8 protein-coding genes and 1 pseudogene are annotated in these 13,585 nt (G+C 53.5%); all 9 read right to left on the reverse strand.

The window, feature by feature from the left end; all coding sequences use genetic code 11:
* Positions 1 to 41: 41 nt before the first annotated feature.
* Positions 42 to 2,420 (reverse strand): alpha-L-rhamnosidase-related protein, encoded by a 2,379-nt coding sequence (locus H7B67_RS10875; RefSeq protein WP_185119846.1) that lies wholly within the window; start codon positions 2,418 to 2,420, stop codon positions 42 to 44.
* A 25-nt stretch (positions 2,421 to 2,445) separates the two neighbouring features.
* Positions 2,446 to 3,267, reverse strand: coding sequence for a carbohydrate ABC transporter permease (locus H7B67_RS10880; protein WP_185119847.1), 822 nt, complete (start codon positions 3,265 to 3,267; stop codon positions 2,446 to 2,448).
* Positions 3,268 to 4,245 (reverse strand): carbohydrate ABC transporter permease, encoded by a 978-nt coding sequence (locus H7B67_RS10885; protein WP_185119848.1) that lies wholly within the window; start codon positions 4,243 to 4,245, stop codon positions 3,268 to 3,270.
* A 13-nt stretch (positions 4,246 to 4,258) separates the two neighbouring features.
* On the reverse strand, positions 4,259 to 5,557 hold the full coding sequence (locus H7B67_RS10890) for an ABC transporter substrate-binding protein (protein ID WP_185119849.1): 1,299 nt from the start codon (positions 5,555 to 5,557) through the stop codon (positions 4,259 to 4,261).
* 175 nt (positions 5,558 to 5,732) lie between these two features.
* A complete protein-coding gene (locus H7B67_RS10895) occupies positions 5,733 to 7,355 on the reverse strand; it encodes a response regulator transcription factor (RefSeq protein WP_185119850.1) in 1,623 nt (540 codons plus the stop codon).
* On the reverse strand, positions 7,348 to 8,676 hold the full coding sequence (locus H7B67_RS10900; protein WP_185119851.1) for a sensor histidine kinase: 1,329 nt from the start codon (positions 8,674 to 8,676) through the stop codon (positions 7,348 to 7,350). The genes H7B67_RS10895 and H7B67_RS10900 overlap by 8 nt, the downstream gene beginning before the upstream one ends.
* 576 nt (positions 8,677 to 9,252) lie before the next feature.
* A complete protein-coding gene (locus tag H7B67_RS30845) occupies positions 9,253 to 10,275 on the reverse strand; it encodes an SDR family NAD(P)-dependent oxidoreductase (protein ID WP_343069207.1) in 1,023 nt (340 codons plus the stop codon).
* A gap of 42 nt (positions 10,276 to 10,317) precedes the next feature.
* Positions 10,318 to 12,570 (reverse strand): annotated as a pseudogene (locus H7B67_RS10905) (beta-glucosidase); the annotation flags it as partial.
* Positions 12,567 to 13,583 (reverse strand): alpha/beta hydrolase, encoded by a 1,017-nt coding sequence (locus H7B67_RS10910; RefSeq protein ID WP_185119853.1) that lies wholly within the window; start codon positions 13,581 to 13,583, stop codon positions 12,567 to 12,569. The gene H7B67_RS10910 and the pseudogene H7B67_RS10905, both read right to left, overlap by 4 nt.
* Positions 13,584 to 13,585 lie beyond the last annotated feature (2 nt).

The following is a 13,585-nucleotide window of genomic DNA, read 5'->3' on the forward strand; positions in this document are numbered from 1 at the left end:
CTATTTAGCAAGCCCCCCTACCTATTTGCAAAATTGGTCCATTAATTAGACAAGAGAACGGATACGCTGAATGCTCCTCCTGTCTCGACTCGGGTCCTTCGTCCATTCGGCAAGCGTATGACGCAAGGTACCTGCTCCGGCCATTTCGCCGACAGATGAAACCTTTCACCTTCGAGATGCCAATGGATATCCACCGGTCCATGAGAAGTCATTACTCGACCTTGCGCTTGATGCAGTCGGCCAATCCTCGGCTGGATCTCGATTTCGCCATAACCCGGAGCGATCGGCAGAACGCCAAGCGTCTCGGCCAAATATTCGTAGACCGGAACCGATCCCCACGCATGGGCATCGCTTCTCTGGCTGACCGTATCTTCCATCCACGTTGTTAAATTATCCTTTGCCATTTGTCGCCATGGAGCGAAGAGCTCGTACACTTGGTTGTACAAGCCCGTCATGCTTAGCGCGCGAAACAGATAAAACGACATGGCGAAGGAACAAGGAACGAAAGCGTCGTCCGTCAAGGCAATTTCCATTATTCTTCGGGCTTCGTCGCCGGTCGAAGTTCCGCTCAGAATCGCCCATATTTGCGAATGCTGGCTGAATTCTTCGGAACCGGGCCCGTCCGTAAAACAACCGAAATGAAGCTCCGATCGGCAATTCTCTCGGACCGCTTGGCGCATCTGCTCGGCACGGCCTTCATATTCCTCCGCCAGCCCATGCCTGCCCGCGAAATATGCCAACTCCGCAGCCTGCTGCAGAGCATAGGCGTACATTAGACAGTAAACCGTAGACGGCCCCTTCTTCGCGGCATCCGGAACGCCGTAGCTCTCTTTCCAGCGGTCCGCCCAATCGACGAAAGACCAGTATCTCGGGTTCATGCGCCCCACGAGTCCTCTGTCGTCTCTCATTCGGTGGAAGTAGCCAAGAATCGCATCTACGCTAGGTAAGTATCTCGCGATTAAATCGCGGTCCCCCGCGAACATCATATGATCGTGGAGCATGAATATCCAATATAGCGAGAATCCCGGGATGACCTGAGCTTCATCGGAAGGATACCGGGATTGGGTGAGTCCTTGCGGAAGAAGAGAGCTGTGAAAATCGTAGAAGGTTTTCCGAGCCAATCGATCGTCGCCGGACAAGGAATAGGTGAACAGGATTTGAGAACGCGTATCCATGACGTACTGAAGCTGCTCGTAATAGGGGCAATCCTCGTACGTCTCGTGCATGCATCGCCGAAGCGTTCTTACGCTAATGTCCCACAGAAGATCTTCTTCGGGATCGGAGGAACGATAGGAAGCGGCTACGTCGAGCGGGTATCCCGTCTCCCTGTAGCCGAATCCGATTAAATCGAATGGCTCTTCTCCCGTCTCGATGACCAATCTGACGTACCTGAAAGTCCGAAACCAGAAAGGCTCGTAGATTTCGGGCGACAACGGAGACAGCGTACCGTCGCCGGAAACCTTATAAACGTCTTCGTCCCCATAGAGTTCTCCGTTAACGCTGTCCGTACGATCCCCTTTATCGCGCAACCAAGGGACAAGAACGGGTTCGCGCTCGTAGCATTCGGCGCATAGCAGTCGAATGACGGTTCCTTTCCCCCGGCTCATTGACAATGCCAAATATCCCGTCGTCAGCTCGCCTGCATCCAAGTCCACGACGGCTATCGTCCGGGGTGGAATTCCAACAGGCGAATCCTCCCTAATCAGTCGCTGCCACAATTCTAGCTCGACATCCGAATACAGAATTCGGCTGACTTGATTAAACCTTCGCTCCGTTTCGTACAATGCCGGTATCGGCCGTTCGCTTAGCTCCCAAGGCTTCAATCCTCCATGCTGAATATCGAATTCGTAGGCGACGACATGAATCCATGCCGCGGAATCAAAGCAAGCATCCATCCATCCGATCGGCTTGCGAGCCGCATCGACCGTCTCCGCGATCCCCAGAAACTGAGTGTACACGCCCTGGGATAATTGAATCGACTCGTCCTTCAAGCAGATCCAGGACTCGTCACTATGAACCCTTGCCGTGCAGACGCCCTTCTCATCGATAATATCCGCATGGACATACAAGCCAGGCAGCCTCGTGCGCCATACGGACTGATTCCCGCCGCCGAGATAGGGGTAACGCAAGACCTGAACGGCCAGAATATTGACCCCTTCTCTCAAGAGATTGCCGATCTCCACCGAATCGTAATACCAGGTAAAGCGGTCCCCTTTGCAGGGGCCTCGGCTAACGGGGACGCCGTTCACCCATAATCGATATCGACTGTCCGCCGATATCCGGATCGCACAGGCGTGAACTCCCCGTTCCAATTCGAAAGTCTTGCGGTAATAAACGAATTTGCCTACGCCGACCTCGTCCTCCGGCCTCCAATCCGGAGTCCAGATCCACTTCGCTTCCTCTTCCCAGGATGGACTCATGTCTCTCCTCCTCGATCCTTAAGAATTATTCTTTAACGCTGCCGGACGCGACGCCGGAGATGATCCGCTCCGAGAATAGGAAGAAGAGAAGCAATATCGGCACCGTCGCCAGCACGGAAGTGGCCAGAGCCTTGTCCATGCTCAGCAAGATGTTGCTCGTATACTTCATGACGGCTAGCGGAATGGTCTTGACGGCTTCATCCTGCAACAGGATAAGCGGCAGGAAGAACTGATTCCATACGCTGACCGACAGGACAATGCATAGGCTCACTATGACCGGAGAAGCCAACGGGAACATGATGCGATAGAAGATTCTCCATTCCCCGGCCCCTTCCAGCCGCGCCGATTCCGCAAGAGCTTCCGGCAAGCCGGAGAAGAAGTTCGTCAGAAGCAATACGGGCATCGAAAGCCCGGCGGACAACACCAGGATAACGCTCCAAGGGGAATTAATGAGATCCAGATTCTTGATAATCAGAAAAACGGGCACGACGCCGAGCTGTATGGGAAACATTAACCCCACCAAAAAATACATCATCACGCCTTGTTTGAACTTGAATTTGTATCGCCCCAAACCGTATGCGACCATGGAGGAAAGGATAACGGTGATCAGTAACGTCGCAGCAAGAATAAACACGCTGTTAAGGATGTTCGTTCCGAAATGATCGTCTCGGAAGACAGCCGCATAAGAATCGAAAGTGAACTCCCGAGGCCAACCGATCGTGTTCGTCAAGACGTCCTGCTTGGATCGGAACGAATTCCAGACGAGATAGCCCAGAATCAATAAAGTAAAACAGGAGTATATCCACAAGACTACCTTGGTTAAATACAGTCGTTTCGTATCTGCCATTTAGTGATCCTCCTTTCGGTAGGACAACTTTAATTGCAGCAGCGCCACGAGGAATATGATGGCGAACATGACGCAGGCGATCGTGGTTCCCATTCCTACCGAGTTGGAACTCACCGACCCTCCCATAGCGCCGTTGGTACCGAATGTGATTCGGTAGAAGAACAACGTCATCACATCCATCTTGTTGCCGATCCCTCCGCTGGTTCCCCCTAGCAGATAGCTGAAATCGAAGGTTGTCATTGCCGCGATGTAGCTAATTACCGCAATATTGACGATGCTTGCCCGGATTTGCGGAATGATAATGAGGAAGAAGCGCCGCCAGTACCCGGCACCATCCAGGTAAGAGGCTTCCATCACCTCGTCCGAGAGCATCTTCATCGCTGCGACAAAGTAAATCATGCTGAAGCCTACTCCTGCCCAAGCATTTATCAAAAACAAGGTGACCAGTTCATACCCCGGAACTCCCAGCCAATTGCGAACATGGTCTCCCAAGCCGATTTTCACCAATAGCTCATTGAAAATACCGATATTCTGGTCGAAAACGAGAGTAGCCAGAAACACGATGACGCTGGTCGTGATAAATTGCGGAGCGAAGATCATCGTCTGGAAAAAGCGGTAGCCTTTCACTCGGGTATAGATAACGTAGGCAAAATACAATTGAATGGGAATCAACAGGCCGACATTAAGAACGACAAGGATAAGATTATTTTTTAACGCGTTAAAAAACTGCCGCTTTAATTCGGGATTCGTAAACAGCTCGCGGTAGTTCTCCAAACCCACAAACGTCTTGCTTCCGAATCCGTTCGAATGAAACAGACTCAGCTCGGCCGCGGAGAAAATGGGGTAAATGATAAATATCGAATAGAGAATAAAACCCGGCAATATAAACCACAAATAAGGTTTGTTTTTGATTAAGGATCCCATTATCCCTACACCTCCATAAACAAAAGGGGGAGGGGTAAGCAGGCGCTTATCCATCCCCCGGAATCCGTTATTGCTTAGCTTGCGTCCATGCCTCTTCCAGAACGTCTGCCGCTTGCTGACCGTCGATAGTCGATGTCAAGAGCTTAGGCATCACTTCCTGCAGGAAAATATCGTTTAACTTTACTTGTTCCGTCGACAGATCGGTCAGAACGGAGTAAATGTTATAACCCAAGGAATCGTAAGCGCTTAATTCCTTGACGCCTTCATCCCGAGGGGTAATATCCTGAAGGGCGGGAACCGCTCCCGTCTCGTTCTCGAACAATTGCTGCGCTTCCAGGCTAGTGAGGAATTTGACATACTCCGCCGCTTCGGCCGGGTACTTGGTATTCGCGGATACCGCATAGGTCGTTGCGTTGCTGAAGCTTTGCGGAGCGATTCGTTTCCCATCGGAGTTTGGAATGTAAAATCTACCGAGATTGATTCCGGCACCTACGAACGTAGGATCGTTCCATGTCCCGTCCGCGATCATCGCCGAACTGCCGTTCGTGAAAGCGAGTTGAGCTCCGGCATTATCTACGGATGCCAAGTCCTTGCTGAAGTATCCTTTGTCCGCAAAGTCGCGGATCGTCTGGAAGGCTTGAACGATAGACGGATCCTTGAAGGTGCCCTCGCCGTTCTTGATCTTGTCGATAGCATCGTTGGCTACGGCAGGCATCAAGGCGAAGGCAATCCATGCCCGCTCGAATTCCGCCTTGCCCGGTACGCTTAACGGAGTGATGCCCGAAGACTTCAGCTTGTCCGCCAGCGCCAAGAATTCTTCGAACGTCTTAGGAGCTTCCAGGCCTTGCTTCTCGAAGATATCCTTATTGAAGTAAATCAGTTGCGAATCCATGAAACCCGGCGGAGAGGAATACAGCTTGCCGTCGACTGTCGCGTATTCGAGCGCATCCTCTCCGTATCGGCTCGTATCCAGTCCATATTCGTCCAGGGGAAGAAGAGCTCCGCTCTCTACGTACAGCTTCATTTTCGGCGTTTTGTTGCCTTGGACGAAGAACACGTCCGGCAACGAATTGCTTCTGACGGCCGTATCGATCGAGGTTTCGGTCCCGGAGTATTGATAGTTCAGTTTAATATTGGGATGCTTTTCTTCGAATGCTTGATTGATCTTCGTGAAGGCGGATTCGAACGAGGATTGGTTAGGCTGATCTCCCCATACGGTCAATTCGACTTGCTTGGAGGAATCCGTGCCCGATGAAGCGTTACCCGCCGCATCGTTATTCGAATCGCTCCCGCATGCGGTCAAGCCTACGGAGGCGATAGCCAACGCACCGGTCAACAACGCATACTTTTTCATTTTTTGTGACATGCTGAAACTCACCTCTTTTTGTTCGTATTGTCATGCTCGAGTTCTATTCTAGACTCGACTTTCCTTAGCCGCCATTAACGTTATTTAGCGTTTGATTCCGATTTTTTCGTTCTTCTGCAACAACGAATGGATAACGAAACCTCCCGTATCCGATACGGGAGGTGGAGATGTCGAATTATTCGATTCCGTTCCAATTCTTTAGATGGCCCTGCTCCGCTCTTCGGAATTCCGATAACGTCATTCCCGTAACCTTCTTGAAGACCTTAACGAAGTAATTCGCATTGGGGTAGCCTACTCGCGAAGCCGCTTCCTCGGAAGACAATTGTCGATCGCGAATCAAGACGATCGCTTCACGGATACGCACTCGCGTCAAATACTCCAGAAAGGTCATTCCCGCATCCTGACTGAAACGATGACTGAAGTAATTGACATTCAGATTCGCGATGCTTGCGGCATCCTCCAACCGTATTCCTTCTGCATAATGTTCATCGACGTAGGCCAACACGGGCGTTAGCCACGACTTGCTATGGAGATTTCCCTTCGGCAACTGCCTTATTCCCTCGATAGCCTGGCCGAACTTGGCAACGATTTCGGACCACGAAGAAGCTGGACCCGCCGTTTCGAGCAGGCGGATTTCCGGAATCATGGACGAGCTTAACTCTCCAAGCCCCAAATCCATCGTTTTCGACTGATATAATTTCAAAGCCCAATTCACCAATCGAATCGCTTCGTCAGGAGAACACCAGTCTGCCATATCCTCGCCAGACTGGATCATCCATTCCGTCAGTGCGGCGGCATCCCTTCTCTGAATCGCTTCCCTCGCATGATCCTGCCATTGCAGCCACTTGTTCCGGATGTAGGGTTCATCCGACATTTCAGGACGATACCGATTCATTCCCGAGCCTTTAAAAAAGGAGACGCCATTCAGAGCCCTTTCGGCTTGAGCCCTCAGTTTCTTCGCTTCCCGGAATTCCCCCGTCGCCGATATTCCTGTTGTTATGGTCACGGCAAGGTTCTGCCGTACCGTTTCTATCCACTCCTCTATCATTCCGAGTAGAGACGAGGGATCTGTCCGCCCTTTCGATCGTGGAGCGGTAATCAACCCAAGAAATACCCCTTGATCAATGCCGAGAGGAAGACAGCCTTCTGCTTTATCCATTAAATCGTGAAGCAAAAACCCGAGCGCGGACAAATCCGACTCCAAATAAGGCTGACCCGCAAACACTTCGCGAATGGCGATCCACTCGATAAGCGCCCCCTTCTCCGCCTGCTCGATGAGTAAAGGAAAATCTTTGTCGGGTACCGGATCCGATGGTTCTATGATGCCCGGAATCGATCTCGATTTTGTCATCAAGCTGCGTTTCTCCGCCTTCAGCCCTTCCGATTTATTCGGATGGGTAAGCTTGCTGGCGGCATGGATGCTTCTCTTATCGTTCAATCTCCCGAGAGTGCCGAGCAATTCTTCCGGATCGAATAGATGCTTCGGGATATAATCATGAACGCCCAATTGAATCGAGCGTCGGGTATATTCGAATTCTTCATAACTGCTCAATACGAGGATGATCATGTCTTCATCGGTTTCCCTGATTCTGCGAATCAGCTCCAGTCCATCCATCTCGGGCATGCGAATATCCGTGAGCAAGATATCCGGATATCCCTCGGCACAGAAAGCGTTCCATGCCTCGCTGCCGTTCCGGTACGTCCCCTGCAGCTCGTAACCGTTCGCCTGCCAATCTATGATAGTTTGAAACCCAACGCGGACCAACGATTCGTCGTCGACGATGGCTACTTTATACATTCGGGTTCGCCTCCCTCTTCTCTAGAAGCGGAAGTCTAAGTTCCACTAAAGTACCTTCCCCTTGACGGCTCGCGATATCCAGTCCATAAGGCGGGCCGTAATGGAGCTCGATTCGTTCTTTAACGTTAGATAAACCGATGTGGTTATTCGGATTCCCCGTGCGGATATCCTCCCGAATTCGATTTAGCCTATCCGGGGGGATGCCGATTCCGTTGTCTTTGATCCATATTCTTAAATATCCGGCGTCTCTGGTTGCTTCGATTCGAATTTCGCCCGCATGATGGATCGCGGATAGTCCATGAATGATTGCGTTTTCCAATAACGGCTGCAGTAGAAATTTAAGCAATCGATGCTCGCGAACCGCATCGTCAAGCTCCACGGCAAATGCAAAATTCTGGTAACGGACCTGCTGGATTTTGACGAAATTACGCATGACGTCCAGCTCTTCTTCCAAGCTGACAAGCTCGTCCGTATCCCGAATCGAATATCTTAACAAGTTGCTTAACGCGTCGACCATTTCGCGGATATGGTCCTGCTTGCGGATCATGGCCATCCATCGGATCGAATTTAGCGTGTTGTACATAAAATGAGGGGATAACTGGTTCTGCAAGACCTTTAGTTGCGCTTCCCGCTTGCGGCCTTCGCTTTTCTTCACTTCCTCGACCAAGTTGTAGATCTCGTACATAACCGATATAAAGGTATCGTTTAATTCGGTAATTTCCCGAGCGCCGTTAAATTTGCGTAATGATTTAGGAGGATGTCCTTTTAATCCCAATCTCATGTTCGTCATCAGCTTGTGTATGGGGACGGCCACGTCCGAACGAATGATTTGCGAAGCGACGATCCCGAGAAGAATGCAACCGACGGCAAGCCAAGCCGCGAAAGTGCTCATTCGATAGACGGTGCTATAAAGGGAATGCGGCGCAAAATAAGCATCCAGCGTCCAGTTGTTGATGCCGAGACTTTTGGCAAGGCGTATCGTTTGCAAGGATGCATTCGATTCCTGTACTTGTTCTCCTAGCAATACTCCTTCCGTTCCTGCCAGCTCCAACCGCGAATTGCTTCCGGTCATCGCGGATTTCAAGATATCCCTAAACACGTCCGCGTTGACGATAAGATAGAAAGTACCGACAGGCCGGAAAGCATCGTCTTTCCAAACCCGACTCAGCCTAAATGCGCGAACTTCCCCGTTCTCCTGAGGATCATCTTTTACGGAAGACCAGTAGGGAGCTCCGTTCTTGGATCGAATTTCATTCTTACTGACGATATCCAGTTCGGAACCCGGATTCTGGCCAATGACAAAAGATCCGTTAGGCATCATGAAAACGCAACCCATTATTCGATCTTTATCGATTCCTCCGATAATGGGAAGCACTTTTTGCTCCAAGGACCTTTGAATTTCCAATTTTTCAAATTCGTTCGAGCTGGAAGCCGACAAGGTGGAGATGACTTCGGATGAATTCAGAATCTGCAGACTAAGGCTGTTTAGGATAGCTATCTCTGAATTCAACTTATCGGCGGTAAGATTTACGATGGTCGTGGAGTAGGCCGTAGCATTTTCTTTGGTGGCGGTATTGTAGCTTTTAGCAAGAAGACTTAACCCGATGACGGACGGAAGGACGAATAACGGAAGATAAAACACTAGCAGCTTTCTTCTCATGCTCCATCTATTCCACTTCCATTTCGCTAGGAGTCCGTTCAGCTTTTGGAATGTTATCTTCATGACGATATCTCCCGGAGGACTTGGTAATAGCCCCTATCTTAACACGGTCTAACGGGATTAGAAAACAGTTGGGCTAGCGCGTGAAGAACATAGAAAGGCGATTATATCGGCAACTCAAACGAAGAAGGAAGGCCATCCCTAAGTCTAATGACTTCGGGACAGCCTTTGAATGAACTATAAGGTCAACCCGCCGTCTACCGCGATAACCGATCCTGTCATATAGCTGGACTTCGAGGAGGCGAGGAAGACCACCATCTCCGCCAGTTCGGCCGGATCGGCGAAGCGTCCCATCCGCATGTTCGGGAACTCCTCCGGAACATAACCGGACTCCTGCATCATGGCGGGAACCGCTTGCGTCAGCGCCGTATCGACGCCGCCCGGGCAGATCGCGTTCACGCGCACGCCTTTCTTGACGTATTCGATCGCCGCCGATTTCGTGAGACCGATGACGGCGTGCTTGCTCGCCGTATATGCCGACATGCTATGTTCGGCCCGCAGCCCTGCCGTTGAAGCGGTATTGATGACCGAGCCCGAGCCTTGAGCGTGCATGACCTTGAGCACATGCTTCAGGCCGAGGAACACGCCCCGAACGTTGACATTCAGGATGCGATCGAATTCGGTGACGTCCAGGTTCTCCAGAAGCGTGAACTTCTGCAGCACGCCCGCGTTGTTGAAGAAGGCGTCGATTCGGCCATAAGTGTCCATGGCCGCTTTGACATAACGTTCGACGTCCTCTTCCTTCGAGACGTCGGCTTGCACGAAGAGACCTTCGCCGCCCTGCTCGCGCATGAGGCTCAGCGTTTCTTCGCCCGTCACCGAGTTGAAGTCGACGGCCACGACTTTGAAGCCGGCTTCGGATAGCTTCAGGGAAGACGCGCGACCGATGCCGCTGCCGGCTCCCGTGACGACGGCAACCTGCGCGCCGATGCTAGCAGTCGGTTTCGGGCTCTCCGATGCCGGGGCTGCATGAGTCGGATTTTCTTCGCTTGCCACGCCGCCTAAATCCGCGAGCAGCGCATCCAGCGTGTCCACCGGGATGCCCGCTTGCGGAAGAGCGCCCAACTGAGTCAGCGTGAAGCCCTTCGCCATCTCGATCATCGGATTGGTCGAGATGCCCGGCAGATGCTTCTCCAGCAAGGCCTTCGTCGTCTCGTTCGCGAGCAAGTCGCCGATTTTGGAATCTCCGTTATACGTCATGCTTGTTCCCTCCGCTAGATTGGAATTTGCCCGAACGGCGGTATTCAATTGCTGCAATAGCCCGGCGAGGTGCTCTTCGGTCATCGCGCCGCCCGTGAACGGAAGCAACGCGCGAAGCGGCATGTAGCGCATCATCGCCATCATCATGTCCGCGCTCACGGCTTCCGATTGAGGCTCGGAAGAAGGAGCCATGCTTTGAAGCTGCGCTAGAATCGGCACGGTGGCCGGGTTGCTCATGAGTTCTCCCAGCGTCGTGTTGCGATGAAAGTGCGGGACGATCTCGTGCGTTGAGGTTACTTTAAGCGTCGCTGTCAGCCGGATATCGCGGGACGAGCCGCCGATGCCGATCTCGAAATCCCCGGTCTCGACACGCCAATCCTTGAGTTCGACATCGTAGAACGCGAAGCTTCGTTTATCCAGCTCGAAGCGAACGATCTTTGTTTCTCCGGGTTGCAGCGCAACCTTGGCGAAGCCTTTCAGTTCCCTCTCCGGACGAATGACGGTCGACTCGATATCCTTCACGTAAAGCTGCACGACCTCCTGCCCGAAACGATCGCCCGTGTTGGTTACCTTGACGCTTACCTTGACGGTATCCCTGTCGACGATATCGCTTCGGTCAAGCTCAAGGTCGGAGTAAGCGAAGGTCGTGTAGCTTAGACCGAAGCCGAACGGGAAGAGCGGCTCGATATCCTTCGCGTCGTGATAGCGGTAACCGACGAAGATCCCTTCCCGGTATTCCACCCGATCGCCTTCGCCGGGGAAGTAGGGATGCGACGGATTATGTCTTAGGCTGGCCGGGAATGTCTCGGCTAGCTTGCCGCTCGGATTGGCATCGCCGAACAGCAAGTCCGCGATCGCTCCTCCGGCCGCTTGTCCGCCCAGATACGCTTCCAGCACGGCTTTCGCGCTTCCAAGCCATGGCATGACAACCGGAGCGCCATTGCTAAGCACGACCGCGACGTTCCGCTGAATGGATGCGATCTCTTCGATCAGCCGGATCTGGTTGGCCGGCAAGCTCAGATGAGTACGGTCGTAGCCTTCCGACTCATAACGGTCGGGCAGCCCAACGAACAGCACCGCCGCATCGGATCCGGCAGCCAGTTTCTTCGCTTCCTCCATCAGAGCATCGTCGTGATCGTCGCTATCCAGCAGATAGCCGGATGCGAAGCCCACCGAAGCCTTGCCTGCGGAATGGCGGATTTCCTCCCGAATATCGTCCAGCTTCGTCGGATTGATATGGGAGCTTCCGCCTCCCTGATAGCGGACCTTCTCTGCCATGGCTCCGATGACCGCCAGCTTGCCGCTCTTCGGAAGCGGCAACAGGTTCCCTTCGTTCTTCAGCAGAACCATCGTCTCCCGGGCCGCTTCGCGCGCAAGCTTGTGATGCGCTTCCGGATCGTAGGAGGCATTAGGCTTGCGGTTGTCCGCCGCCTTAAAGACGACCAACAGCAGCCTCTCGACCGATCGATTCAGCATATCTTCGGACAGCTTGCCGGCGCGCACGGCTGCCGCGATCTTGCGAGCTCCTTCTCCGTGGCTTGACGGCATCTCCAGCTCCATGCCGGCCGCGACGCTGTCCGCGGCTTCGTTGACGGCGCCCCAATCCGAGACGACGATGCCTTCGTGCCCCCACTCCTCCTTAAGAATCCGAGTGAGAAGAGTCTCATTCTCGGAGCAATACGTTCCGTTCAGCTTATTGTAAGCGGACATCACCGTCCAAGGCTGGGCCTTCTTCACCGCGGACTCGAAGCCGGTCAAGTAGATTTCTCGCAGCGTTCGCTCGTCCACGACCGCATCGGTCGTCATGCGGCGATGCTCCTGGTTATTGACGGCGAAGTGCTTCAGCGACGTGCCGACTCCCTGGCTCTGCACGCCTTCGATGTGGGCTGCGGCCATCTCGCCGGTAAGATAAGGGTCTTCGGAGAAATATTCGAAGTTCCGGCCGCACAACGGAGAACGCTTAATGTTGGCTCCGGGACCGAGCAGCACTCCTACTCCTTCCGCTTGACACTCTTCTCCGAGCGCGACGCCGATGCGGCGAACCAGTTCCCGGTTCCAAGAGCTGGCCATTCCGGCGGCGGACGGGAAGCAAGTGGACGGCACGCTCGCGTTAAGGCCGAGGTGATCCGCGTCTCCGGCTTGCTTGCGCAAGCCATGGGGACCGTCCGTCAGCATGATGGACGGAATGCCCACCCTCTCGACCGCTTTGGTCATCCAGAAGCTGTCTCCTGAACAGAGACCGGCCTTCTCTTCCAACGATAATTGCGCGACGATATCGCGAATAGATCGGCTCATGATTGTTCGCTCCTCCTTTCTTTATTCGCCTTTACGGGTACCGTTCGCAGAGCTTGATCCAGTGCGTCAAGCTGTTCGTTCGTCAGCAAGCCTCCGCCGAATTCGACCACCATTCGAAGCGGAACGCCCATCGCGTCGTCCAATTGCGGGCTCTCCTGCAGAACGGGAAGTCTCTCGAGAACGAGACGCTTGCACTCCGCGTTCTTCCACAAGACGCCAAGCGGAACGTCCACGCCGAACTGTTCGACTTCAACGTCCCACGATCCTTCGCGATCGGCGGGAAAATCCCCGAAGACATTATTCAGCCAAGCGGCGCCGAGACCGAACCACTTGGCCGCGTCCGCGTCCGCCATCGCCTTCGAACCGCCGGAAGTCGATGCCTTCGCGAGAGACAAGCCGTGAACGCCATTCTGGAAAACATGCATTTCGAACGGAACTTTGGCGCGCTCCAACGCGGATGCGAACGCCAAGGAATTGCCGACGGGAACGAGCGTGTCCGAGTACGTATGGAACAGGAAGGTCGGAGGCGTCCTTCCATCGACGGCTTTGCTTACATCCGGGATCGGCGCGGGCAGAATGCCGCCCATCGACTCCAGGATGCAGGGATATCCGAGAATAAGCGCATTGGGGCGAAGCCGCCCCATCGCTCCTAGCGCGGCAGCCAGATGGCCCCCCGCGGAGAATCCGCAGGCCGCCACCCGGTCCGGATCGATTCCCCATTCTTCGCTGTGCTCCCTTATCCTCTCTATCGCTTCCTCAGCGTCATTAAGCGGACGGGGAAAAGCCGCGTTCTCGTTCAGGGAATAGCGCAGGACGAAGGCGTGATAGCCTTCCGCAAGGAAGGCCAGGGCGATCGGCTCGGCTTCCCGGTCGGAGCAAACCCGATAAGCCCCGCCCGGGAAGATAAGGATAGCCGGTCGAACGTTCGCGTTAGGCATCTCCGCCGACGAATCCAATAGGTAGGCCGTCAGAGCAACTCCTTCGTTCGTGAGATCCAACGAGAAATGTTTCATGT

The organism is Cohnella thailandensis (assembly GCF_014212135.1).
GTDB classification, from domain to species: Bacteria; Bacillota; Bacilli; order Paenibacillales; family Paenibacillaceae; genus Cohnella; species Cohnella thailandensis.